Below are 24,836 nucleotides of genomic sequence, written 5' to 3'. Positions count from 1 at the left end.
GTCCTCAATAGCCAAAGACCAATGTCTTTACAATCACCGGCACCACATTGCCGTTGGCAAGGCCTTTGCCGATGTCGATGTAGTCGCCGTTTTCAACGGCAACCGAGTCAATGCAGATGACCTTCTTTTTGCCTGCCAGCTGCGCCCTTAAAGCCTGGCCCAGGGCTTTGGCCAGGTCGTTTTCAACCACCACCATCAGGGGGGCGGAAAGTGTCATGACGGCATCCATGCCGGCAATAATGCTCCGGGCCATTGTCTGTATCTCGTCAAAGCCGGGCGCAACAGGGCCTTTAAAGGCCAGAGCGGGCATCAGGTCCTCTCCCCTCAGGGCAAACCAGTTGACCTTTTGCGAGATGATATCCGCCCACTGCTCATAGGGAGCGGCCTCATCCTCTTTTGACAGCTTTAATACAGGGACATCCTGCACCGGCAGGGCCTCTTCGGCAAAGGTTACCGTAGACCCGCTGATGCTGGTGGTGTGGGAACCGGCCCCCACCACCGTGGCCCGTATGGTCTCTTTGGCCGCCAGTACGGTGAGTTTTTCCGGCAGGCTGGAGGCGGCCAGGGCCCGGCCCAGATAAATGCCCAGGTCCCCGAAGGCAAAGGGATCCATGTTCCGGTTATCCGGGTTGATTTTATCCTGGTTCATGCATTCGGCCACCCCTCCGGAAAAGGTGATATAATCAATGTCGTAATCCAGTTTCAGCAGCTTGTCCGTAGCCATCTCCGGCAGTACCCGGCTGCGCAGGGCCGTGCCGAGGGACTGTTCCAGAATGCCTGCCATGCCCTGGGCCAGGGTGTGGATGCCGGATTGGGTCAGGACCTGTCCGGGTTCCAGAGATATCCCCAGGCTTCGGGCCAGAAGCTGTGCCTTTTTTGAGGCGTAGGAGACTTTGCCGGTCCGGTCGGAGAATTTGACCAGGCGGCCGCCGATGTCCATGCAGGAGGTGTCGATGACCTCTCCGTTGCAGAATACGGCGATGTTGGTGGTGCCGCCGCCGATATCCAGGTTGGCGACCACTGCACCCCGTTCCTTGGAAACGGTGTGGGCGCCGGCGCCCTTTCCGGCAATGATGCCCTCAAGGGCCGGGCCGGCCGTGGCCACCACAAATTCTCCGGCCAGGCCGGAAAGGGTGTCCAGAACCTGGGCGGCATTGGATTTCCTGGCGGTCTCCCCGGTGATGATCACCGCCCCGGTGCCCACCTGGTCCGGGGTGATCCCGGCCCTGGTATACTCGGCTTCAACCATGGACCGTACTTTGGGGCCGTCGATTTCCTTTGCCGATACCAGAGGGGTTTCGTGGATGTCACTGGTGAATACCAGTTCCTTTTCCATGATGGTAATCCTGGGCACGGAAAAAACGTTGGCCATGTTCTGGAGTTTGATCTGGCTGAACACCAGCTGGGTGGTGGATGTGCCGATATCAATGCCCACGCTCAGGATATTATCTTCCAATGTGTTCCTTCCTTGTCTCTTTGCCGCGACCTGTGCGGCCTGCCGTAGTTTTTGCCAAAATAAAAAAGCCTTAATCCACGCGGGTATACCTGTCCGCTGAATCAAGGCTTCGTTGCCTGTTTCCGTCCCGCACCCCGTTGTGCAGGACTACAAGTTGTATATTGCCCGGTTATCCCGGGTCGCCGGCGTTACGGCCGGTTTGTTTCTTCTTCGCTGGGCGCATTGCCCGTAACAAAATCAAAAAGCACCTTGGTGCCGCCGGCACCGGACTCCACCTGAAGGGTGCCGCCCAGTTTGCCTTCCACCAGCTGCCGGACGATCGAGGTGCCCAGGGAGATGCTGGTGTCCACTTTATCCTCATCAAATCCGATGCCGTCATCGGTGATGCAGATATTGGAATAGGCGGTGCCTTTCCTGATTTCCACGGTAATCGTGCCGTGGTCTCTGCCCACAAAGGCGTATTTAATGCAGTTTTGGATCAGTTCGTTGACCACCAGGGCAATGGAGGTGGCCACATCGGAATCGGTGTGGATGGCGTCCCCGGTGATATCGATTTTAATTCCCCGGCTGGCGGAGAGGCTGTGTCCGGCCACACTGTTTAAAATCCGGTTGATCATGACCGTGAGGTCCACATCGTCAACCCCGTTCTGGGCCAGGATTTCATGGGTGGCGGCAATGCTCAGCACCCGGCTGATGCTTTTGGAAAACGCCCGTTTGGCGGATTCGTTGTCGACCCGCCGGGACTGCAGCCGCAACAGGCTGGCAATGGTCTGGAGGTTGTTTTTCACCCGGTGGTGAATCTCTTTGATGGCCACGGATTTGAGGATGAGTTCCTTTTCCTTGGCCATGACGGCGGTTTCATCGGAAATCAGCATGACCGCGCCGGTGGGACGGGCATTTTCTTTGCTCTGCATAATGGTGTATTTAATGTTCAGTACCAGGCCGCCCAGGTTGACGCCGGAGGAATTTACCTGTTTCTTTTCAAAAATTGTTTCCAGATCAATGTCTTCAAGGGCCAGGTTGGAAAATACAAGGCCCTCGGGTTCGTTCATGTACCCCAGTTTTTTATAGATGCCCCGGGCAACGGGATTGGTGTATACGCAGATCCCTTCCCGGTTGAAGATGGCAATTCCGTCGGTGACGTGGTAGGGGATCCCCTTCTCCTTGTTGAGCATGGAGATCAGGGCTTCGGTAAGCTGTTCCGTGGTCCTGGACAGCATGGAAAGGTGGCGCTTGGTTTTCAGGTCTGCGGTGATATCTGTTTCCGCGATGAGGCAGGCAATCACCCGGCCCCTTTTATTTTTAATGGGGGAAACATTCTGGCGGACATCCCTGTTTTCCTGGGTCTTGGCCATCATGTCCATGGTGGGCATGCCGATGTCCAGGGTCCGCAATGCCGCCGGCTCGTTGCTCCGGTATGCAAATTCTGCGACCACAGATCGTTTGTACAGGGTTTTGCCGTTGGAGGGGCGGGCCTGGGCCACCACCACTGCCACATCCTTATCCCGGGTGCGGCAGTCAATGAATACATCCGCGGTCATGAGGTCGGCCACGGCTTCCAGGGTCTCGGCCACTTCTTCAATATGCCGGATGTCGCTCTCGGCCAGATCCGTATGTTCCCTGCATATTTTTTCGATCATTTCCATGGCTGAACCTATTGGCTGAGCAGGATGATTTCGGCAATATCCCGCATGGGCCGGCGTTTGTCCATACCCAGTTTTCTGATCATCTGAAAGGCCTCGTCTTCGCCGATGTTTTTCTGCTGCATCAGAATTCCCTTGGCCTTTTCGATCACCGCCCGGTCTTCCAGCCGCTGCCGGGTTTTGGCGATTTCCCTGTCCTTTTCACAAAATTCTTTTCCCTTGGCAATGCCCACCTCTATCATGGGAAGCAGGGATTCCTCCCGGATGGGTTTGACCACATACCCCATGACCCCCGCCACCTTGGCCTGGTCCACAAATTCCTTTCCGCTGTAGGCCGTGATCAGTAGGATGGCCGAGGCCAGTCTTTCCTCGTGGATGATGCGGGCGGCCTTAAGGCCGTCCAGCAGGGGCATCTTAATATCCAGCAGCACCATGTCGGGCTTTTCTTTCCTGCACATCTCCACGGCGTCAAATCCGTCCGATGCCTCACCCACCACGTTGTAGCCGGAACTGGTCAATATCTCCCGGATATCCATTCGTGTAATAGGTTCGTCGTCTGCTATTACAATCCTGTATTCCATTATCTATTCATCCTCAAGGCGGTTCCGGCGGTCAGGACCGGGTGACGGGAACCACAGCAAATTTAAGGTTATCCTGGAAGTGGGAGACCACCTCATGGACAGCCGCATCCACGCTGGCCACATCCCCGGACATGACCAGGGAACCGCCGAAACGGTCCAGAAAACTCAAGGCCACATCCGCTGCCTTGGTGGCCACGTCCGCCGCAATGATAACGGCTTCCCCCGGGGTGATGGTCAAAATGCCGATGGCATCGTAATTCCCTTCTATGCCCACCTGTTCACAAACCGTTTTCAAGGGTTTTGCGATGATATGGGCCAGGGTCAGCTGTTTCCCCGGTACGTATTCCTGTATGACCCGTTGTTTTCCTTCGTCCATTTAACCCGCCTGTGAAAGGTAATATATATATAAGGTAGCCGTCAAGCCGGACCCGGTGTTCATTCCGGGCCCGGCCGTGGGTGTATTTACCTGACTAGTTCAGTCCTTCTTCGGCTGCAGCAATGGCTGCAAACTCTTCTTCCGGTGCTTTGGCGATCAGGTGATGACGGCTGTGAAGCTGGAAGTAAAGGATAAACGCGGCGTAAATGACCGCGGCGATGCAGGTCATCTTGGCATTGGCCAGGAAGCATGCCACAAAGGCAAAGCAGCCCAGGACAACGCTGATGCCTGAGGTCAGTTTCCCGCCGGGGGTTTTGTAGGGACGGGGCAAATTGGGTTCTTTCATTCTCAGGACGAAATGGGAAGCCGTCATGAGGATGTAGGAGATGGATGCGCCGAATACGGCGATGACCAGCAGGCTGTCACCGTCAATGATCAGGGACAGGAAAAAACCGATGCCGCCGATGGCCAGCAGGGATACCCATGGGGTCTTCCGTTTACCGGTGAGGGAGAGGAAGGTGGGCAGGTAGCCAGCGCGGGAAAGGGCGAAAAACTGCCGGGAGGCGCCGAAGATCAGGGAGAAAAAGGAGGCAACCAGGCCGGCCAGGCCGACAACGTTGATCAGACGGGAGACAAAGGTCGGTCCGCCGTAGGCGTTGGGGGACTGGATGGCGCCGATGAGGGGATCGGCTGCACTCTGGATCAGGGCGGATGAAGAACCGGCCGGACCGAATACCAGGATCAGGGCGGCAAAGATCAGCAGGGTAATCATGGCGGTGATGATGGCCTTGGGCATATCTTTTGTGGGATCCTGGCATTCTTCCGCTGCCAGGGGGATCCCTTCAACGCCCAGAAAGAACCACATGCCGAAGGGCAGGGCGGCCCAGACACCCATCCAGCCATGGGGCAGGAAGGTGGAGGCGCCGGCAACGTCCTTGGCCGGAGCGATGTCGAAGAGGTTTGCCGGGTTGAAATGGGGAACCATGGAAAAGATGAATGCAGCCAGGGCCAGTACGGCGATGACGGTGATGATCATGCACAGGGTCAGGGCTTCGCCCACGCCGTAAAGGTGGACACCCACAAATACCACGTAAAAGAGCAGCTTGGTCATCCAGGTGCCGCCCAGAAGAATGGTTGCCATACCCTGAAGTCCTTCGGGCACATAGGCGATGAGGGAACCGCCGGCCCCGAACAGGGATGAGCAGTAACCGGCGATGAAGCAGGCAATGGCCGCCGGTGCAATGCAGTATTCGAATAAGATGCCGATGCCGGTCATGTAGCCGCCCAGGGGGCCGAAGGCCCGGCGGGCAAATCCGTAGCCGCCGCCGGCGGAGGGGATGATGGTGGAAAGTTCCGCTTCAGAAAGTACCATGGAGGTGTACATCACCGCCATAAGGACGGTGGCGATAAGCAGTCCGCCCCATCCGGCTTTTTCAATACCAAAGTTCCAGCCCGCAAAATCGCCTGAAATAACGTAAGCGACACCCAGGAATGAAAGAAGCACCCAACCGGCCGCTCCTTTTTTCAGCTCCCGCTGTTCAAAATACTTGTCGTCTTGACCTGCCATAATTACTCCTTAAAAGAAATAAAACTCTTGTTTCCGCAGCCGGTGTCTCCCCTTTTCACTGTCCGTCCAGGCCGGAAAGCCTACCGTCCGCCACAAATAAAAAAAGCCTGCAGCAAGTGTTCCGTTTTCGGTCACTTGTCAGCAAGCTTCGTTGTTTGCCCTGTCGCCCCACGCCGTTGTACAGCGACATTCATTCCAAATTAGCGGGATAGGTACCACAAAAAAATCCGAATGACAACATCTTTTTTACAAAAATATTACGGCCGGTTTCCCGGCCGCAATATGTGTTGAACTTAATTGTTCTGCAATCTAAATGCCTGTTTACCAGGCCTGTTCAAATAGGTGGCGTATCTCTTCAAAGGAGGGTTTCCTGGGGTTATAGGCCGAGCAGGGGTCTTCCAGTGCCTTTACCGACAGGTCCCCCAGGGCGGATTTGAATTCGGCTTCTTCAATGTCCAGATCCCGGATCCGCAGGGGAATGTTCATATGTTCGTTAAGGCTCTGGACGGCCAGAACCAGACTCTTTGTGCCCGTGGCCACGGAGGATGCCGGCAGGTTGATCATTTCGGCAATGGTTTTGTACCGCTCGCCGGCTTCCAGGGTGTTGAATGTGATGGCGTGGGGCAGCATCACGGCGTTGGCCTTGCCGTGGGGGATGTGAAAGATCCCGCCCAGGGCGTGGGCCAGGCTGTGGCAGATACCCAGTCCGCAGTTGGAAAAGGCGGTGCCGGCCATGCAGGAGGCCACCATCATCCGTTCCCTGGCCCGCATGTCATCCCCGTTTTCATAGGCCCGGACCAGGTATTTGAATACATCCCGGATGGCGTGCTCCGAGTAGATGTCGGCAAAGATGTTGGCATCCACCGAGGTAAACGCCTCAATGGCATGGGTGAGCACATCCATGCCCGTGTCCGCGGTGATGGCCGGGGGCACGGTCCGGGTGAACCGGGCGTCCAGGATGGCCATGTCCGGGATGAGCAGCTCGTCGGACAGGGGGATTTTGGTCTGGTTGGCCGTGTCCGTGACCACGGAAAAAGAGGTGACCTCGGAGCCGGTGCCGGAGGTGGTGGGGATGACCACCAGCAGGGGCTTGTCTTTTTCGCCCATGGCCTTGTAGGCAAAGTACATCATGGCCTTGGCCGCATCGATGGCAGAGCCGCCCCCCAGGGCGATGATGCCGTCTGCCCCGGCCTGTACCAGTTCATGGGTGCCCAGGGTGACGGTCTCCAGGGAGGGGTCGGGTTCCACCCGGTCAAAGAGGCTGTGGGGAATCCTGGCCCGGTCCAGGGCGCTGATGATCCGGTCAGCAAATCCGATCTGGGTCATGAAGGGGTCGGTGACCACCAGGGCCCGTTTCAGAGGCAGGGTCTCAATAACGTTCATGGCGTCTTCGCCATAGCAGATTTTTGTTCTTCCGTTAAACTGGGTCATGGGCTGATTAACCTTTTATTTCGGTTGCAGATGAAAGCCGTAACAGCGGGGACGGACGTATGGTGCTTGGGGAACTGTGGCGGTCTGCTGTACGCGCTTAATGTATGTCAAAATAAAATCGGCGGTGTTGGAGAGCGGTAAAATATTCAAATCAGCGGGGTTTGTCAAGGGGGAGGGATCAGAAAAATGGAATGATGGGTGATGTTGAAAGGCCGGGCTGCCCTGTCCTCTGTGCCGATCCGGATTTTTTGTCAATACCGGTCAGCTTTTTTGCTATTTGATGGAGGGGGGCAGGATATTCCGGCCTTGCCTCCTCATTTTTTTTAAAAAACAGTTTTTTTAATTGCGGAATGTATCCTTTTTGATCAAGGCGGTCTGTTTAAAAAGCCGATTGGGGGGAAATTGCCGTGCTTTTCGCTGAAAACTTAATTTGATAGGCCAGTTTTGTAAACGGGCCTTGCGCCAAGGATATTGGGTATCATATCCCGGGGTTAGGCAAGAATGGAGGCCGGCAGCAGGCATGATATCGCCCTTTGCAATAATTTCTGGAAATTTTTTTGAAAAAAAATGTATTTTTACTAAAAAATTACATTGACTTTCCCCTTAGGGGTAAAGATATACTCGCCCCTCGAAAATGAAGATCCCTGAATTTTATGCATAAATTGGGTTTTGCATGGATGTGGGGTATAATATAAATCTTTAACGAGAAGGGAAGAGTTAATTATGAGTGGAGTATCCGGCTCACAGAATGCGGCAGCATTTGCCGCAAAGGCAAAACTCGCCGCAGACTTCAAAAGAAAGGGTATAATGATTGCCCTGGCATCCGGTCTGCTTTATGGGTTTTATACCGCTTTTATGACCCTGGGCATGTCCAAAGGCGCCTGGGTGGACTGGTACGGCGCCAACACCGCAGGGTTGTCCGCCTTTGCCATTACTTATCTGTTGGGTGCACTCGGTGCAGCCACCAACGACATCCTCAGTGCTGTCTGGGCCCTGGGCGCCGCCGGCGTCAGAGGCCTGATCGGCGACTTTTTCAGGTGCCTGAAGACCAAACCCGGCATGGTTATGGTTGGGGCCGCTCTCATCGGCGGGCCCTTTGCCAGTACCTGCTATGTTATCGGCCTGCAGAAAGCCGGTTCCATTGTTGTTCCCATCAGTGCCCTGTGCCCGGCTTTCGGTGCCATCCTGGGCCGCTTCATGTTTAAACAGGAACTGAGCGCCCGCATGCTGCTGGGTATTGCCATCTGCTTCGGCGCATCTCTGATGATCGGCGGCACCAGCATCTCCGGCGGTTCCGAAGGCATGGCCATCGGTATCTTCTTCGGTTTCCTGGCTGCCCTTGGTTGGGGTTTTGAAGGCTGCGTATGCGGTTATGGTACCTCCATGATCGATTCCGAGATCGGCATCACCATCCGCCAGGTCACCTCCGGCCTGTCCAACCTCATCATCCTGGTTCCCATTTTCGGCATGATGGACGGCAAAGCCGACACCTTCGCCCTTATCGGCCAGGCCTTCGGCGATACCTCCATTGTATGGTTTGCCGTTTCCGGTCTCTGTGCCTACCTTTCCTTCATGTTCTGGTACAAAGGCAACTCCATGTGCGGTGCTGCCCTGGGTATGTCCTGTAACGGTACCTTCTCCTTCTGGGGCCCCTTCTGCTGCTGGCTGGTACTCGGCGTGGCCTTCGGTCTTGACGGCTGGTCCATTCCGCCCATCGCCTGGGCTGGTGCTGTCGTAATGGTAGCCGGTATCTTTATCATCGCCCTGAACCCCCTTGACCTGTTCAAGAAAAAAGAGGAGGTAAACTATGAAGCCGCTTAATTACGCCATCCTGAAATACTTCACCAAGGTAGAAGAAGCTTGTGCCGATGATGTGATGAACGCCCTGAAGGGTGACTATGCCAGCTTTAAGGCTTTCAGGAAACCCTCCGTGATTTCCGCCATCATGACGGCTGAAGCCAACGGCCTGCTTGAAGAAACCCGGTTCGAAATGGGTTCCGACAACGAGCTGAAGGTTTACTACCGTGCCCATGAAGAAGGTGCTGACACCATTAATCATTACATTGCAGATTAATGTATGATTTGCTGATTCAGCATTGATTTCTATAAAATCCCTGTCCCGGTGCCTGCCCATGGCGGTACCGGGCAGGGATTTTTTTTAACCTTATCTCAGGGGAATCTTCTCTCTGATATACCCTGAACCCCCCTGTCCCTTTCCTTTCGGCTAATTCCTTTTAATCCGGCCAGTTAAGTCTTTTACATTTTTTAACAAAAAATTATTTTTTTTTGAAAAAAACCCTTGACCTTCCCCTAAGGGGAAAGCTGTATCCTGCTCACCGCAAAAAAGTGGATTCTAATAAAGGACCAATTTTTAAGGAGAAAAATTAATGCGGTACCAAGGAGAAGAAGCATTAGGACTTATCGAAACCCTGGGCATGGTGCCCGCGCTGCATGCTGCGGACCAGATGCTCAAGGCTGCTGACGTTGAACTGATTTCTTACGAGAACATCGGCTCCACCCTCGTGACCATCATGGTCAAGGGTGATGTGGCTGCTGTGAAGGCTTCCGTTGAAGCCGGCGCCAAGGCTGCTGAGTCCATCGGCAAACTGACGGCCCAGAACGTAATGCCCCGTCCCATCAGGGAAGTGGGTGACATTGTTTCTGTCCATGACGTTGATTTCGAGTAATTAAGATTTAGAAGGGAATTTTAAAATGGCCAAAGCAAGAGCATTGGGAATGGTTGAGACCTTCGGTCTTGTATTCGTGCTGGAGGCGGCAGACGCCATGGTAAAGGCTGCTGACGTTGAACTTGAAGGGTATGAGAATACTGCTTCCGGTTATATTTCCGTTCTGGTCCGGGGCGATGTGGCTGCCTGCCAGGCGGCTGTTGAAGCCGGTGTCCAGGCGGTAAAAGAGATGGAAGGCGAACTCTACTCTTCAGTGGTTATCCCCACGCCCCATCCGGACCTGGAGAAAATCACCAAACGCTACAAAATAGAAAACCTGCTGCCCCAGGAAGCCTAATCCGGCGACGGTGGATTAAAGACGGCAACGGTAACCCATATGCAGACGAGATAAGGAGAGAATTCCAGGATGAATATCATAGACAACGATCTGCTCTCCATCCAGGAAGCCCGGATTCTGGCAGAAAACGCCTTTGAAGCCCAGAAAATCCTTGCCGGTTTTTCCCAGGAAAAACTGGACAGGATCGTGGAATCCATGGCCGAGGCCGTGGAGGCCCGGGTCGAGGATCTGGCCCTCATGTCCCATGAGGAAACCGAGTACGGTATTCCCGGAGACAAGCTCAAGAAAAATCAATTCGTCTGCGGATATGCCCGCAGGCAGCTGCGGTCCATGCGCTGCGTGGGCATCATCAATGAAGACCGGCAGATGCAGATGATGGACGTGGGCGTGCCCATGGGCGTGGTCCTGGCGCTTTGCCCGGCCACAAGCCCGGTTTCCACCACCCTGTACAATGCCATGATCGCCGTTAAATCCGGTAATTCCATGGTTTTTTCCCCCCATCCCAGGGCCAGGAAAACCATGGGCGTGGTGCTGGACATCATCATTTCCGCGGCCCAGGCCGCTGGGATGCCCAAGGGCGCGGTGGCCTATCTGCACACCGTGGCCGCCGGCGGTACCCGGGAGCTGATGAACCACAGTCTGGTTTCCATGATCCTGAACACCGGCGTCCCCTCCATGCTGGCGGATGCCGAAAAAGCAGGAAAGCCCCTGATTTATGCCGGGACCGGAAACGGGCCGGCCTTTATCGAGCGCACCGCCGATGTTGACCAGGCCGTAAAGGACATCATTGCCAGCAAGACATTTGATAACGGTATTGTTGCGGCTGCCGAGCAGTCCATAGTGGTAGACGGGCCCATAGACGGGCAGGTGAGGGCGGCCCTTGAGGCCAACGGCGCCTATTTCATGACCAAAGAGGAGGCCGACCGGCTTGCGGGATTGTTTTACTGCCCCGTGGGCGGACTCAACCCCAAAATGGTGGGGATTTGTGCCAGGGACCTGGCCTTCAGGGCGGGGATTACCGTTCCGGGAAATGTCAGTGTTCTCATTGCAGAGCGCAAATATGTCTCCCCCAGCGATCCCTACCTCAAGGAGAAGCTTTGCCCCATTCTGACCTATTATGTGGAAGAAGATTGGCGTGAAGCCTGCGAAAAGTGCATTGAAATCCTGCTCACCGAGCGCGGCGGGCATACCCTGGTGATCCATTCCGGGGATGAAGATGTTATCCGCCAGTTTGCATTGAAAAAACCCGTTGCCAGGGTGCTGGTCAATACCCCGGCCACCCTGGGGGGCATGGGGGCCACCACCAATATGTTCCCCTCCATGACCCTGGGCAGCGGCTCCGCCGGCCACGGCATTACATCCGACAACGTGTCGCCACTTAACCTCATTTACGTCCGCAAGGTGGGCTACGGGGTAAGGAAGGCCGACGCCATAGATTTAAATAAAGAGACACCTTCTCTCTCAGCTCCCAAGACGATTGACGCTGATACGGATTCTGAAAAACTGCAGATCCTCTATCGCATTCTCAAAGGGGCGGTTGACGGGAAGGTAAACCCCTAAAGGGAGGTAATAATTTTGGATATTCGTGATTTTTCTGAAAAACTTGCGGAAGCCACCAAACATATGAGCCCCCAGGAACGCGAGTCCCTGAAAAAAATGTTTGAAAGCGTTTCCGCCGAGATCGCCAAAGAAGCGCCCGCCAACGGTGCTGCGGCAGCTGCCGCCCCGGCCTCTTTTGCTCCGGCCGGCACCGGGATCCCCGAGGGCCCCACCGAACGCCACGCGGCCCTGAAGGCCAATTTCCTGAAACAGGTGCCCTCCATCACCACCCACCGGGCCCGGGCCATCACCAAGATCGCCAAGGAAAACCCCGGCATGCCCAAGACCGTTCTCCGCGGCAAATGCTTCAAGTACTGCTGCGAGACCGCACCCCTGGTCATCCAGGAGAACGAGCTCATCGTCGGTGCCCCCAACGGCGCTCCCCGTGCAGGCTCCTGCTCTCCGGACATTGCATGGCGGTGGATGCTGGACGAGCTGGATACCATCGGCACCCGTGCCCAGGATCCCTTCTTTATTTCAGAAGAAGACAAAAAGATCATGCGGGAAGAGCTTTTCCCCTACTGGGAAGGCAAATCCGTTGATGAATACTGCGAAGACCAGTACCGGGAAGCCGGCCTCTGGGAAATGTCCGGTGAATCCTATGTCTCCGACTGCTCCTACCATGCCGTGAACGGCGGCGGCGACTCCAACCCCGGATACGACGTCATCCTCATGAAAAAGGGCATGCTGGACATCCAGGCCGAAGCCAGGGAGCACCTGGAAAAACTGGATTATGCAAATCCTGAAGATATTGACAAGATCTACTACTACAAGTCCCTCATTGACACTGCCGAGGGTGTAATGATCTACGCCCGGCGCCTCTCCGAGTACGCCTCCCAGCTGGCCGCCAAAGAGGCGGATCCCCGCCGGCGTGCCGAGCTGGAAAAGATCGCCGCCGTCAATGCCCGGGTGCCTGCCCACAAGCCCGAAACCTTCTGGGAAGCCATCCAGGCGGTATGGACCATCGAGTCCCTGCTGACCGTTGAGGAGAACCAGACCGGCATGTCCATCGGCCGTGTTGACCAGTACATGTACCCCTTATTCAAGGCCGACCTTGAAGCCGGCCGCATGACCGAATACGAAGCATTCGATCTGGCGGGCTGTATGCTCATCAAGATGTCCGAAATGATGTGGATCACCTCCGCAGACGGCTCCAAGTTCTTTGCCGGTTACCAGCCCTTCGTCAACATGTGCCTGGGCGGCGTGACCCGTGACGGACGGGATGCCACCAACGACCTGACCTACCTGCTCATGGATGCGGTCCGGCACGTGAAGATCTACCAGCCTTCCCTGGCCACCCGTGTGCACAATAAGTCCCCCCAGAAATACCTGAAAAAGATTGTGGACGTCATCCGGTCCGGCATGGGTTTCCCTGCCATCCATTTTGACGACACCCACATCAAAATGATGCTGGCCAAGGGCGTTTCCATTGAAGATGCCCGGGATTACTGCCTCATGGGCTGTGTAGAGCCCCAGAAATCCGGCCGCCTCTACCAGTGGACCTCCACCGGTTACACCCAGTGGCCCATCTGCATCGAGCTGGTGCTCAACAATGGGGTGCCCCTCTGGTACGGCAAACCGGTTACCCCGGATTACGGTGACGTCAATTCCTTTGACACCTGGGAAAAATTTGAAGGTGCCGTTAAGGACACCATTAAATGGGTCACCGAAAAGACCTCCATTGCAACGGTTATCTCCCAGCGGGTCCACAGGGAACTGGCTCCCAAACCCCTGATGTCCATGATGTACGAAGGCTGCATGGAATCCGGCAAGGATGTGTCCGCCGGCGGTGCCATGTACAACTTCGGCCCCGGGGTTATCTGGAGCGGCCTGGCCACCTACGCCGACTCCATGGCTGCCATCAAGAAGCTGGTATTTGAAGACAAGAAATACACCCTGGCCCAGATGAACGAAGCCCTGAAAGCCGACTTCGTCGGGTTTGAGCAGATCAAGGCCGACTGCCTGGCTGCCCCCAAATACGGTAACGATGACGATTACGCCGATATGATCGCCGCCGATCTCATCAACTTCACCGAAATGGAGCACAGAAAATTTAAAACCCTGTACTCCGTACTGAGCCACGGCACCCTGTCCATCTCCAACAACACCCCCTTCGGCCAGCTGCTGGGCGCCTCCGCCAACGGACGTAATGCCTGGCTGCCCCTGTCCGACGGCATCAGCCCCACCCAGGGCGCGGACTTTAAGGGCCCCACCGCCATTATCAAGTCCATCTCCAAGCTGTCCAACGACAATATGAACATCGGCATGGTGCACAACTTCAAGCTGATGTCCGGGCTGCTGTCCACCAAGGAAGGCGAAGACGGGCTGATCACCCTGATCCGTACCGCCTGCATGCTGGGCAACGGAGAGATGCAGTTCAACTACCTGGATAACGACGTGCTTCTGGATGCCCAGAAGCATCCTGAAAACTACCGCGACCTGGTGGTCCGGGTTGCCGGGTACAGCGCCTTCTTTGTGGAGCTGTGCAAGGATGTTCAGGATGAGATTATCTCCAGAACCATGCTGCATCAGGTAGTGTAACCTAATAAAGAACGGGAAACGAGCACCATGAGTACGACGACCACCATACCCACCGGCTCCAACTGCCGGGGCGCCAATGCCGACGGCGCTGTAATTGAGCGGAAGGCCAGGGTTTTCAACATACAGAAGTATAACATGTATGACGGCCCGGGCGTCAGGACCCTTGTATTTTTCAAAGGGTGCCCCCTGAGGTGCAAATGGTGCTCCAATCCCGAAAGCCAGAAACGGCATTACCAGGTTCTGTACAAACGCGAAGTCTGCGTGGACTGCGGGGCCTGCGTCGACGTCTGCCCTTCCGGGGTCCATAAAATGTCCCCGGAGGGCATTCACGAATTTGTGAAAAATTCCAAGTGCATCGGATGCCGGCTCTGCGAAGAGGCCTGTCCGGTTTCCGCCCTCTCCGTTGTCGGCGAGGAAAAGACCATCTCCGAGCTTCTGGAAATCGTTGAAGAGGACAAGCCCTTTTACGATGTTTCCGGCGGCGGGGTGACCCTGGGAGGCGGGGAAGCCCTGATGCAGCCCGGTGCGGCGGTGAGCCTGCTGGCGGCCTGCAAGCAGGCGGGCATCAACACGGCCATGGAAACCTGCGGCTATGCCAAGACCGATAATGTCCTGGCCGTGGCCGAATTCTGCGACCTCTTTCTCTTTGACCTCAAGCACATGGATTCCGACCGCCACTTTGAGCTGACCGGTGTGAGAAACGAACTGATTCTCACCAATCTGACCACCCTGCTCAACCGGCGGCACAACGTTAAGATCAGGATGCCCCTGCTCAAGGGAGTGAACAATACGGAAGCGGATATTGCACGGACCATCGAGTTCCTCATGCCCTTCCGGGACTATAAGAATTTCAAGGGCATCGACCTTCTGCCCTACCATAAAATGGGGGTCAGCAAATACAATCGGCTGGGCTGGGAATATCCCATTGAGGGGGACCCGAGCCTCAGCAACGAAGATCTGGACAGAATCGAAAAGGCCATCCAGGATTATGATTTTCCGGTGGCGGTGATCCGCCACTAGGCCGGGGAAGAGAAACATGGGAATATTTGACGGAAAAGAAAACGAACTGACCCGGGTGATCCAGGAAACAGTCCCCGGCAAACAGGTGACCATCGCCCATGTCATTGCCGCACCCACCCAGGACATTTACGACCGCTTAGGAATTGACGGCCGGGGCGCCATCGGCATCCTCACCCTCACCCCTTATGAGACCGCCATTATTGCGGCGGACATTGCCACAAAGGCGGCGGATGTCGAGATCGGGTTTCTGGACCGGTTCACCGGATCTCTGGTGGTTGGCGGGGACGTTCAGAGTGTTGAAACTGCCCTGGAACAGGTGACAGATGTGCTGAAAACCGTTCTGGGATTTACCGTGGTGCCGGTCACCCGGTTTTAAGGGAATCCTAATGGGAAAACGGCGGATCATGCTCATCGGGCCTTCGGAATGCGGAAAGACCACCCTGGCCAATGCCATCAACGGGGTGGAAGGGCCGGTGCGCAAAACCCAGGATTTGATCTTCGGAAAGCACACCATGGATGTGCCCGGGTCCTATATCGAGACCCCCTGGATGTACCGCCACCTGATCTCCGCGGCCCAGAACCACGCGGCCCACATTCTGATGCTGGTGGACCAGGGCCGCTGCCGGGAGATCGGGGCCCCGGGCTTTGCCAAGGTATTTAACTGCCCGGTGACCGGTGTGGTCACCAAAACCGACCTGAACCCGGAAAATGAAGGCCGCTGCCTGGCCCACCTCAAACGGCTGGGCGCCGCGCAGCCTTATTATAAAGTTTCCGGCCGTTCCGGAGATGGAATGGCTGAATTGACAACCTATTTAGAAGAACAAGGGCTGATGCAATGAAATTTATAACGGAATTCACGCTCAGGGACCTGTACAGAAAAGGGGCCTTTACCGAATACGAGCTCGGGGCCGATGCCCGGCTGACCCCCGGCGGACGGTCCTTCCTCTCGGATAAGCGGATCCGACTCATTGAGCCCGGCGCCCCTGTCAAGAAAAAGGCCTGGGAAAAAAAGGCCGACACCGTGACCCCGGATGGGGCTGAAGCAGCGGCCCAAGCCGCAGACAGGCCTAGCGCCGGGCCCAGCGCAGACAAGATGCTGGCAGCCCGGGCCAGGTCCCTGGAAAACCTCTTCCTTGAAACCGGGTATGATTTTCTGGAGACCGATGTCAATTTTGCCAAAACCATTATGGAGCTTTCACCGGCCGTTGGTGCCATCAGGAATATGATTCTGGGAGAAACACCGGAACAATCCCTTGACTGCACGGCCTGCACAAAAATCAACCAGGATAATTTTGACCAAGACCTGGGGGAGTGTTTTGAGATTACCCCCTTTCACATCCAGTCCAAGAACGGCAGACAGATCCTGAAGCTGGATAAGCTGCGCTGCGCCGTGTATGAACTTGCCGTCCTGGCCGAGGCCTCCAACCATCCTGCGGGAAAAGACGACGACCTCTACCGCAGGGTCAACCGGGTGGCCAATGTATTATCGCAGATGATCTGCACCGCTTTTGGAGGAAAAGAATGTCTGAGAGACGCGTAAATTTCGAATATTGCGACCAACTGGTCGAGGCCTTTGAAAAGGTCGTTGAAAAACCGGTGAAATCGAACTCACCTGTATACTATACCGGGGTGGACCTGGGAACGGCCTGCGTTGTGCTGGCCGTGCTGGACGAAAACCGGAAACCCGTTGCCGGTGCCTACCGCTGGGCCGATGTGGTCCGTGACGGCATGGTGGTGGATTATATCGGTGCGGTACAGCTGGTCCGGGAGATGAAAGAGGAAGTGGAAGAAAAACTGGGCACCGAGCTGATTTATGCAGCGGCTGCCATTCCTCCCGGTACCGACAGCCTTGACGGCGGGGCCATTAAAAATGTGGTCCAGGGGGCCGGCTTTGAACTCACCGGTCTCTTTGACGAGCCCACGGCAGCCAACGAGGTGCTGAAAATCAAGGACGGCGCCGTGGTGGATATCGGCGGCGGCACCACCGGCATTTCCATCCTCAAGGATGGGAAAGTGGTTTACGTGGATGACGAGCCCACCGGGGGCACCCATTTTTCCCTGGTGGTGGCAGGGGCTTATAAAATGGCCTTTGACGAAGCTGACAAGTACAAGCGGGAGTTTAAGAACCACGCCGAACTGCTGCCCGTGCTCAAGCCGGTGGTGGAAAAGGTGGGCTCCATTGTCAAGCGCCATATTGAAGGTCACAACGTCCAGGAAATTTCCCTGGTAGGCGGGACCTGCTGCCTCACCGGCATTGAGGAAATCATAGAGAAAACAACCGGGATTTACACCCATAAGCCCAAAAACCCCTTCTTTGTCACGCCCCTGGGTATCGCCATGAGCTGCGACAACCCCGAAGGCTGATTGGCATAAAGGAGAAAACATATGTTGACTGCAAAACTCATCGGCAATGTCTGGGCCACCCGTAAAGCGGACGGGCTCAACGGGTTCAAGCTTATGCAGGTGGAAGTCCTGGGCGGCACCATGGCGGGGCAGAAGATCGTGGCTGTGGATACCATTTCCGCCGGATTCGGCGACCGGGTACTGGTTTGCACCGGTTCCTCGGCACGGAAAATGTTCAACGACGACAGCCTCCCCATTGATGCCGCCATCGTCGGAATTATTGATGAAGACTGCAATTTTGAAGGAGACGAGTAAGGAATGGATCTTCTGGATTCAGTAAAACAGGCCGGTATTGTCGGCGCAGGCGGGGCGGGATTTCCCACCCATGTCAAGCTGGCGGCCCAGGCCGAATATATATTGCTCAACGGCGCGGAATGCGAGCCCCTGCTCAGGGTCGACCAGCAGATCATGGATGTCCATGCGGACGAAATCATCCAGGGTTTTGCCGCCGCCGGCAGGCAGGTGGGTGCCAAAAAGGCCCTGCTCTGCATCAAGTACAAACACAAAAAAGTCATCGCCAGACTCCAGGCGCGCATCGATGCGCTGAGTATGGGGGATTATGTGGAAATCCGGGAGCTTCCCGATGTCTACCCCGCAGGTGACGAGCAGATCATGGTCTATGAGGTGCTGGGCCGTACCGTGCCCGAGGGCGGCATTCCCCTGAACGTGGGGTGTGTGGTGACCAACTCAGAAACCGCCATGAACATCCACCGGGCAGCCAAGGGTGAAGCCGTTACTGAAACCTGGCTGACCCTGGCCGGGGATATCCCCAACCGCATGACCCTGAAAGTGCCCGTGGGCACCCCGGTCAGAGAGGTGCTGGCGCTCACCGGCGTGGACAACCTGGACGACTACCGGGTGATTGACGGCGGTCCCATGATGGGGCCTGTCATGGACAACATCGACGGTCATGTGACCAAGGTGTCCAAGGGATACATCCTTTTGAAAAAGGACCATTCCCTGATCCGCAAAAAGACCGTGACCCCTGAGCAGGCCAAACGGCTGAACAAGGCCACCTGCGAGCAGTGCCGCATGTGCACCGACCTCTGCCCCCGGTTCCTCATCGGCCACGGCATGGAGCCCCACAAGATGATGCGGGTGCTCAACTACGGCATGGACGTTGAAGAAGCCGGCATCACAGCCCAGCTCTGCTGTTCCTGCAACCTCTGCGAACTCTTTTCCTGCCCCGCCGGCCTCCATCCCCGTATGGCCAATGAATGGCTTAAGGGCAAACTGGCAGAGAAAAACATCCGCTACACTTCCACCAAGGAAAGCTACAGCGGCAGGGCCAACCGGGATTACCGCCAGGTTCCCAGCAAGCGCCTCATCGCCCGGCTGGGACTGACCCGCTTTGACCAGGATGCCCCCATTACGGATCAGACCCTGGAACCTGCGGAAGTGCGCATTGCCACCCGGCAGCATGTGGGTGCTCCCTGTGTACCGGCGGTCAGCGCCGGCGACCGGGTCGAAAAAGGACAGATCATAGGTAATATCCCCGAAGGCAGCCTGGGCGCGCCCATCCATGCCAGCATTTCAGGCAGGGTCACGGGAGTTGAAAACGATTATATCGCCATAAGGAAGGACTGATATGCAGAACGCTATCGGAATGGTTGAGTTTACAAGTATTGCTCGGGGGATTTACGCCGCCGACCAGATGGTTAAAACCGCTGAAGTGGAAATCGTGACCGCGGTTTCCGCCTGCCCGGGTAAATATATAGCAATTGTGACCGGGGATGTGGCCTCGGTTGAGAATTCCGTACAGGTGGGGGAAGAGCTGGCCGAGGAATACCTGGTGGACGCCATTGTGATCCCCAATGTGGCCAAGGGGATTTTCCCTGCCATTTCCGGGGCCACCATGCCCGAGGCCGTCAATGCCATCGGCATTGTGGAATGCTTTTCCATGGCCACCATGATCATTGCCGCTGACGCCATCCTCAAGGCTGCCGAACTGGAAGCCATTGAACTGAGAATGGGCAACGGCCTGGGCGGCAAAGCCTTTTTCACCTTTACCGGCGATGTGGCCGCGGTGAATGCGGGGGTTGATGCCGGCAAATCCATGATCAAGGGCAAAGGCCTGCTGGTGAACGCGGAAGTGATTCCCTCTCCCTCGGACCGGATTGTTCCCTCACTGCTATAGAAATTTGAAATTCGTGATAACGCTAAACTTATGAAAGGGAAGCAAGGCATGAAAAAAGTAATTTGTGCAAAAGATATCGACGAGCTGGTCAAAGAGGGGGGAAAAACCCTCTACGTCGATCCCAAGGCCATCTTGACCCCGTCCGCCAAGGACGCCATCAAAAAGGCCGAGATCGAAGTGGTTGAAGGACCCGCTCCCGCTGCCCCTGCCGCCTGTGAAGCCGCTGCACCGGCCGCTGCACCGGCAGCCGCCTGCGCCGAAGGCGACATCAGCAGCGATATGATTTACAAGGCCCTCAAGGCCATGCTGGAAAAGGGCATGCTGGAAGGGATGTTCAACGACAACCCTGCCGCCCAGCCGGCTGCCCCCTATGTCAGTGAAACCCACGGCAGCGGCCTGAAGCTGGTCCGGGGGAACAATGTCACCATGGAACCCCTGGATGTGGGCGTTCCCGGTGCCAAGGTCTCCTACCAGGAATTTGTGGGCAAGGGGGAAGCCACCACCTCCTCCGGGCTCCTTGAAATTGAGAACGCCCAGTTTGACTGGGAACTGGAATATGAAGAGACCGATTACGTCGTTGAAGGGACCATGACGGTCACCGTTGACGGGCAGACCTTCACCGCCAAGGCCGGGGACATGTTTTTCCTGCCCAAGGGTTCCAAGGTGGTCATGGGATCTCCTGATAAGTGTAAGGTGTTTTACACCACCTATCCCGCACTCTAAAAGAAGAGATACCTATATATAAGGATAGAAAATGAAGGCACTTGGATTAGTAGAAACAAAGGGGCTCGTGGCAGCCATCGAAGGGGCGGACGCCATGCTCAAGGCGGCTAATGTCGGCCTTGTGGACAAAACCAAGGTCGGGTCCGGGCTGGTTACCATCACCATCGACGGTGATGTGGGGGCCGTCAAGGCATCCGTGGATGCGGCCGTGGCCGCCATTGAGCGGGTTAATGCCGACGCCCTGGTTTCCACCCATGTGATCCCCCGCCCGGACATTTCCATTGAAGGGCTGATTTATCCGCCGAAAGATACAGATCCCGGCCCGGAGCCGGGACCCGATTCGGATCCTGAGCCGGCACCGGATAATACCCCCGATGCTGAACCTGAAGCTGATCTGGAACCTGAAGCCGAAGTTGAACCCGTTGCCGAAGTCGAAGCTGTTGTTGAGGCAGTTGCACCGGCTGTTGAACCTGAAGCTGACGCCCAGGCTGACGCGCCTGAGCCCGAAATTGAAGCAGCACCTGAATCTGAACCTGAGGTTCCGGCTGAGGATACCGAACCCGAACCGGCCCCTGAGCCTGTCCCCGAACCCGTCGAAACTCCGGCGGATCCCGAGTCCATGGACCGGGAGGATTTTGACAGGCTTGTCGCCGGAGGGGCGGCAGATGCCGCCCTTGAGGCCCTGAATAAACTCAAGCTGGTGAAAGTCAAAAAGCTGGCCCGGGAGTACAAGGATTTTCCCATGGAAGCGAAGAAGATTTCCAGGGCCAGTAAGAAAAAACTCCTTGAGGCCTTTGAGGCCCATTTTAAGAAATAATAGATACGACCTGAATAGGAGAATGAAATAGCGTGGAAAATATGGATTACGATTTGCGCTCCGTGCAGGAAGCAAGGGATCTGGCCCGCCTGGGCCAGGTAGCCACCGAGCAGATCAAAAACTATACAGAGGATCTCATTGACAAGATCCTGTGCAACATGGTTCGCGCCGCCCAGGCCCATGCCGTTGAACTGGCAAAAATGGCTGTGGAGGAAACCGGTTTCGGCAAGGTTGCCGATAAGACCTACAAGAACCACATGGCTTCCGTCACCCTTTACGATGCCATTAAAAATATGAAAACCATCGGTGTGATCCGGGAAGACGACCTGAACAAGGTCATTGAGATTGCCGAGCCCGTGGGCCTCTGCCTGGGGATTATCCCCTCCACCAACCCCACATCCACGGCCATCTTCAAGATGATGATCGCCCTGAAGTCCAGGAATGCCATCATCATGTCCCCCCACCCGGCAGCTAAAAAATGTACCATGAAGGCATGCCAGGTGATGTATGATGCCGCCGTAGAAGCCGGCGCACCCGCCAATATCTTCTCCTGCGTGTCCATGCCCTCAATGCCGGCCACCGACGCGCTGATGAAGAATGATCTGGTAAAAATGATCATTGCCACCGGCGGCCCCGGCATGGTGAAAGCCGCTTACAGCGCGGGCAAACCCGCCCTTGGCGTTGGCGCCGGTAACTCTCCCGCCTATATCGAGAGAACCGCCAATGTGGCCCAGGCTGTTAAAAACATCGTGGCTTCCAAGACCTTTGACAACGGTACCATCTGTGCTTCCGAACAGTCTGTCATCGCCGAGGAATGCAACCGTGATGAGGTCATTGCCGAGTTCAAGAAACAGGGCGGTTACTTCATGACCAAGGAAGAGACCGACAAGGTCTGCAACCTGCTCTTTAAAAACGGCCATGCCATGAACGCCGCCTTTGTGGGCCGGTCTCCCCAGGTTATCGCCGCTGCCGCCGGCATCAATATCCCCGCCGGCACCACGGTTCTCCTCGGCGAACAGCACGGGGTGGGCAAAGAATGGCCGCTCTCCTTTGAGAAATTGACCACGGTTCTGGCCTTCTACACCGTAAAAGACTGGCATGAGGCCTGCAAGCTCTCCATCGATCTGCTCCAGAACGGTATCGGCCACACCATGAGCCTGCACACCGAGGATGCCAACATGGTCAGGGAGTTCAGTGTCAAACCCTCATCACGGATCCTGGTCAACACCGGTTCCACCATGGGCGGTGTCGGCGCTTCCACCGGCCTGGTTCCCTCATTTACCCTGGGCTGCGGTTCCTGGGGCGGCTCTTCCGTCTCAGACAACGTGACGCCCATGCACCTGATCAACATCAAGCGTGTGGCCTACGGTATAAAGGACTGCACCACCCTGGCGGCTGAAGATCCCACATTCAACTATCCTGAACTGAACAGCCTCAGCGCCGCCTGCCCCGCAGGAAACCCTGTCTGCCAGGGCGCTGCCTGCCCCTCTCCCTGCAAGCCCGCAGAAACCGCCGCCCCGGCTGTCTCTCCGGCTGAGATGATGCGCACTGCCACATCTGGCTGCTGCGGTGCCACCATCGGTGCCAATGGCGAAGGCATCAACAAGGAGCAGCTGGCCGACATGATCGATTCCCTGGTAAAAGTGCTCAAGGGAGAAGGGTAATGAGTACCTACGACGCCCTGGTCAAGCTGCTGGTCGATGCCGTGGCCGAACACGGTGCGGACAAGGTGATTCCCGTGGCCCAGGCCACCGTATCCCAGCCAGCAATTGCACCCGCAGCTGCGGCGCCTGCCGCCCCGGCTGTGGATCCCGACCACATTCCCGTAGGGGTTTCCAACCGCCACATCCACCTTTCCCAGGAAGATGTTGAAGCCCTTTTCGGTAATGGCCACGAACTTCAGGAGCTCAAGCCCCTGTCCCAGCCCGGCCAGTACGGCTGCAAGGAAACCGTCACCATCTGCGGCCCCAAGGGGGCCATTGAAAAGGTGAGGGTGCTGGGTCCCACCCGGAGTAAAACCCAGGTGGAAGTGCTGGCCGGTGACGCCTATAAACTCGGCGTCATCGCCCCCACCCGCATGTCGGGAGACTTGGAAGGCTCCCCCGGCATCACCCTGATTGGCCCCAAAGGGTCGGTCCAGGCCAAGGAGGGGCTGGTCGTGGCCCAGCGCCACATCCACATGAACAATTCGGATGCTGCGCACTTCGGCGTCCGTGACGGGCAGATCGTCAGCATTCAGTTGGACGGCACCCGGGGGGGCATGTATAACAACGTGGTTGTCCGGGCCAATGATTCATCGGCCCTTGAATTCCACGTGGATATAGAAGAAGCAAATGCCATGAATATCAATGCGCATTCGCAGATTAAAATTGTGAAGTAGTGTTTAAACAAACACAGGAAATCAGTTGGTACTAATAATAAGGCCAACTCAATAATACAGATTTTTTTTAGCTAAAAAAAACAGGAGGAAGTAAAAATGACTAAATTTGATGCATTGGGAATGATTGAAACTAGAGGTCTGGTAGGTGCTGTAGAAGCTGCTGACGCAATGGTTAAAGCTGCAAACGTATACCTGGTAGGCAAAGAACAGATCGGTTCCGGTCTGGTAACCGTTATGGTAAGAGGCGACGTAGGCGCTGTTAAGGCTGCCACCGACGCCGGTGCCGCTGCTGCAGAACGGGTAGGTGAAGTGGTTTCCGTCCACGTCATCCCCCGTCCCCACACCGAAGTGGAAGACATTCTGCCCCAGAAAGCATAAGTAATCCATTGGCCGGGCCCCTGGACCCGGCCTCTCCGCCATAAGAATCCGGCAGGTGCCCGTCAGGGCGTCTGCCGGATTTTTTATTTGATGGGATGTTTCAGGCGGGGGCAGGGCGGCATATCCCCAGTTTTGATGCCAAGATACCGGCAGAGCCGCATGACCTGTTCAGGCCGGCAGAAATCCCCTTCTTTGAGGTCCTCATAGGCCTTTAAATCTATATCAAGGCAGGCCAATATCCGGGATTTGTTTCCGGCGGCCTCCACTTGTTCAATCACCTTGAGGGTGAGCGCACAGATATGGCATTCCCTTGCATAAAAGGCCCTGAATGCGGGGTCGGCCAGTTTTTGTGCCTTGACGGACTTAAAAAACTTCACGCCAGGCCTCTTCAAGCGTTTCAGGAGATGATTTTTCCAAAAACCGTTCACGGTATGCCATGACATCCCGGATCTGATTTTCCGGGACCCGCTCTGTATTTTTAAAGAAAGCGTTGTAAAGTACAATGAACTTTTGGTAGCAGAAAAAGTAGAGTACCCGCACATTTTCCCTTGAGAGGGTGAATCTCAACTCATGGATGCCGTCCCTAAGCAGGTCAGCGTATGGCCGGGGGAGGATAGGGCCCTTTTCCTCCAGCAGGGACAGCAGGCGCAGTACCTTGACCTGGTGTTTGGGCCGGCAGTGATTGATGAATTCGGTTACCGGGCATAGGCTCTCCATTTCATCACAAAAGAGAATGCGCCATTTTTGTTCCATCCTGGGA

General features: G+C 56.0%; 27 protein-coding genes. 19 read left to right on the top strand and 8 right to left on the bottom strand.

Annotated features, from left to right (window positions below):
* Nucleotides 1-4: 4 nt before the first annotated feature.
* The 6 genes from eutA to HUN04_11680 form a co-directional block, all read right to left on the bottom strand.
* Entirely contained in the window at nucleotides 5-1,456 is a 1,452-nt protein-coding gene (eutA, locus tag HUN04_11705; protein WDP90323.1) for an ethanolamine ammonia-lyase reactivating factor EutA, read from the bottom strand.
* Nucleotides 1,457-1,644: 188 nt separating this feature from the next.
* The gene (locus tag HUN04_11700; GenBank protein WDP90322.1) at nucleotides 1,645-3,102 is read right to left on the bottom strand and encodes a sensor histidine kinase; all 1,458 of its coding nucleotides are present in this window, start codon (nucleotides 3,100-3,102) and stop codon (nucleotides 1,645-1,647) included.
* An 8-nt stretch (nucleotides 3,103-3,110) separates the two neighbouring features.
* A complete protein-coding gene (locus tag HUN04_11695; GenBank protein WDP90321.1) occupies nucleotides 3,111-3,680 on the bottom strand; it encodes a response regulator in 570 nt (189 codons plus the stop codon).
* A gap of 31 nt (nucleotides 3,681-3,711) precedes the next feature.
* A complete protein-coding gene (locus HUN04_11690) occupies nucleotides 3,712-4,056 on the bottom strand; it encodes a BMC domain-containing protein (protein WDP90320.1) in 345 nt (114 codons plus the stop codon).
* A 94-nt stretch (nucleotides 4,057-4,150) separates the two neighbouring features.
* Nucleotides 4,151-5,623, bottom strand: a complete 1,473-nt coding sequence (locus tag HUN04_11685) for an amino acid permease (GenBank protein ID WDP90319.1) — start codon at nucleotides 5,621-5,623, stop codon at nucleotides 4,151-4,153.
* A gap of 321 nt (nucleotides 5,624-5,944) precedes the next feature.
* Complete coding sequence (locus tag HUN04_11680; protein ID WDP90318.1) at nucleotides 5,945-7,054, bottom strand: iron-containing alcohol dehydrogenase; 1,110 nt, start codon at nucleotides 7,052-7,054, stop codon at nucleotides 5,945-5,947.
* 723 nt (nucleotides 7,055-7,777) lie between these two features.
* Between HUN04_11680 and HUN04_11675 the strand changes: the two genes are divergently transcribed.
* The 19 genes from HUN04_11675 (at nucleotide 7,778) to eutM (ending at nucleotide 24,076) form a co-directional block, all read left to right on the top strand.
* A complete protein-coding gene (locus HUN04_11675; GenBank protein WDP90317.1) occupies nucleotides 7,778-8,875 on the top strand; it encodes a hypothetical protein in 1,098 nt (365 codons plus the stop codon).
* Nucleotides 8,862-9,128, top strand: coding sequence for a hypothetical protein (locus HUN04_11670; GenBank protein WDP90316.1), 267 nt, complete (start codon nucleotides 8,862-8,864; stop codon nucleotides 9,126-9,128). Before HUN04_11675 ends, HUN04_11670 begins: the two co-directional genes overlap by 14 nt.
* Nucleotides 9,129-9,441: 313 nt before the next feature.
* On the top strand, nucleotides 9,442-9,741 hold the full coding sequence (locus HUN04_11665; protein ID WDP90315.1) for a BMC domain-containing protein: 300 nt from the start codon (nucleotides 9,442-9,444) through the stop codon (nucleotides 9,739-9,741).
* 25 nt (nucleotides 9,742-9,766) lie between these two features.
* Nucleotides 9,767-10,078 carry a BMC domain-containing protein gene (locus HUN04_11660; GenBank protein WDP90314.1) on the top strand — a complete coding sequence of 104 codons (312 nt, stop codon included), beginning with the start codon at nucleotides 9,767-9,769 and terminating at the stop codon, nucleotides 10,076-10,078.
* Between the two features lie 69 nt (nucleotides 10,079-10,147).
* Entirely contained in the window at nucleotides 10,148-11,638 is a 1,491-nt protein-coding gene (locus HUN04_11655; protein ID WDP90313.1) for an aldehyde dehydrogenase family protein, read from the top strand.
* Nucleotides 11,639-11,653: 15 nt separating this feature from the next.
* Nucleotides 11,654-14,218, top strand: coding sequence for a choline trimethylamine-lyase (cutC, locus tag HUN04_11650; protein ID WDP90312.1), 2,565 nt, complete (start codon nucleotides 11,654-11,656; stop codon nucleotides 14,216-14,218).
* 27 nt (nucleotides 14,219-14,245) lie between these two features.
* Entirely contained in the window at nucleotides 14,246-15,238 is a 993-nt protein-coding gene (gene cutD, locus HUN04_11645; protein ID WDP90311.1) for a choline TMA-lyase-activating enzyme, read from the top strand.
* 16 nt (nucleotides 15,239-15,254) lie between these two features.
* Nucleotides 15,255-15,614, top strand: a complete 360-nt coding sequence (locus HUN04_11640) for a BMC domain-containing protein (protein ID WDP90310.1) — start codon at nucleotides 15,255-15,257, stop codon at nucleotides 15,612-15,614.
* 10 nt (nucleotides 15,615-15,624) lie between these two features.
* A complete protein-coding gene (locus HUN04_11635; protein WDP90309.1) occupies nucleotides 15,625-16,077 on the top strand; it encodes an ethanolamine utilization protein EutP in 453 nt (150 codons plus the stop codon).
* Nucleotides 16,074-16,778 (top strand): cobalamin adenosyltransferase, encoded by a 705-nt coding sequence (locus HUN04_11630; protein ID WDP90308.1) that lies wholly within the window; start codon nucleotides 16,074-16,076, stop codon nucleotides 16,776-16,778. Before HUN04_11635 ends, HUN04_11630 begins: the two co-directional genes overlap by 4 nt.
* On the top strand, nucleotides 16,760-17,602 hold the full coding sequence (gene eutJ / locus HUN04_11625; GenBank protein ID WDP90307.1) for an ethanolamine utilization protein EutJ: 843 nt from the start codon (nucleotides 16,760-16,762) through the stop codon (nucleotides 17,600-17,602). Before HUN04_11630 ends, eutJ begins: the two co-directional genes overlap by 19 nt.
* 21 nt (nucleotides 17,603-17,623) lie before the next feature.
* A complete protein-coding gene (locus HUN04_11620) occupies nucleotides 17,624-17,896 on the top strand; it encodes a EutN/CcmL family microcompartment protein (protein WDP90306.1) in 273 nt (90 codons plus the stop codon).
* Between the two features lie 3 nt (nucleotides 17,897-17,899).
* Nucleotides 17,900-19,228 carry a 4Fe-4S dicluster domain-containing protein gene (locus HUN04_11615; GenBank protein WDP90305.1) on the top strand — a complete coding sequence of 443 codons (1,329 nt, stop codon included), beginning with the start codon at nucleotides 17,900-17,902 and terminating at the stop codon, nucleotides 19,226-19,228.
* Nucleotide 19,229: 1 nt separating this feature from the next.
* Nucleotides 19,230-19,778, top strand: coding sequence for a BMC domain-containing protein (locus HUN04_11610; protein ID WDP90304.1), 549 nt, complete (start codon nucleotides 19,230-19,232; stop codon nucleotides 19,776-19,778).
* Nucleotides 19,779-19,826: 48 nt separating this feature from the next.
* On the top strand, nucleotides 19,827-20,501 hold the full coding sequence (locus HUN04_11605; GenBank protein ID WDP90303.1) for a DUF861 domain-containing protein: 675 nt from the start codon (nucleotides 19,827-19,829) through the stop codon (nucleotides 20,499-20,501).
* Between the two features lie 31 nt (nucleotides 20,502-20,532).
* Nucleotides 20,533-21,318 (top strand): BMC domain-containing protein, encoded by a 786-nt coding sequence (locus HUN04_11600; GenBank protein WDP90302.1) that lies wholly within the window; start codon nucleotides 20,533-20,535, stop codon nucleotides 21,316-21,318.
* A 32-nt stretch (nucleotides 21,319-21,350) separates the two neighbouring features.
* Nucleotides 21,351-22,982 (top strand): acetaldehyde dehydrogenase (acetylating), encoded by a 1,632-nt coding sequence (locus tag HUN04_11595; protein WDP90301.1) that lies wholly within the window; start codon nucleotides 21,351-21,353, stop codon nucleotides 22,980-22,982.
* Nucleotides 22,982-23,698, top strand: a complete 717-nt coding sequence (locus tag HUN04_11590; GenBank protein WDP90300.1) for a phosphate propanoyltransferase — start codon at nucleotides 22,982-22,984, stop codon at nucleotides 23,696-23,698. The genes HUN04_11595 and HUN04_11590 overlap by 1 nt, the downstream gene beginning before the upstream one ends.
* A gap of 96 nt (nucleotides 23,699-23,794) precedes the next feature.
* Nucleotides 23,795-24,076: an ethanolamine utilization microcompartment protein EutM gene (eutM, locus tag HUN04_11585; GenBank protein ID WDP90299.1), complete on the top strand. Its 282-nt coding sequence runs from the start codon at nucleotides 23,795-23,797 to the stop codon at nucleotides 24,074-24,076.
* An 83-nt stretch (nucleotides 24,077-24,159) separates the two neighbouring features.
* On the opposite strand, the gene HUN04_11580 is transcribed toward eutM, so the two are convergent.
* Both HUN04_11580 and HUN04_11575 read right to left on the bottom strand, forming a co-directional pair.
* Nucleotides 24,160-24,453: a hypothetical protein gene (locus HUN04_11580; protein WDP90298.1), complete on the bottom strand. Its 294-nt coding sequence runs from the start codon at nucleotides 24,451-24,453 to the stop codon at nucleotides 24,160-24,162.
* Nucleotides 24,440-24,829 (bottom strand): type II toxin-antitoxin system RelE/ParE family toxin, encoded by a 390-nt coding sequence (locus tag HUN04_11575; GenBank protein ID WDP90297.1) that lies wholly within the window; start codon nucleotides 24,827-24,829, stop codon nucleotides 24,440-24,442. Before HUN04_11575 ends, HUN04_11580 begins: the two co-directional genes overlap by 14 nt.
* Nucleotides 24,830-24,836: the final 7 nt, after the last annotated feature.

It is taken from the genome of Desulfobacter sp., from assembly GCA_028768525.1.
In the GTDB taxonomy this organism is placed as follows: domain Bacteria; phylum Desulfobacterota; class Desulfobacteria; order Desulfobacterales; family Desulfobacteraceae; genus Desulfobacter.
This window is presented reverse-complemented; position numbering and strand designations above follow the sequence as displayed.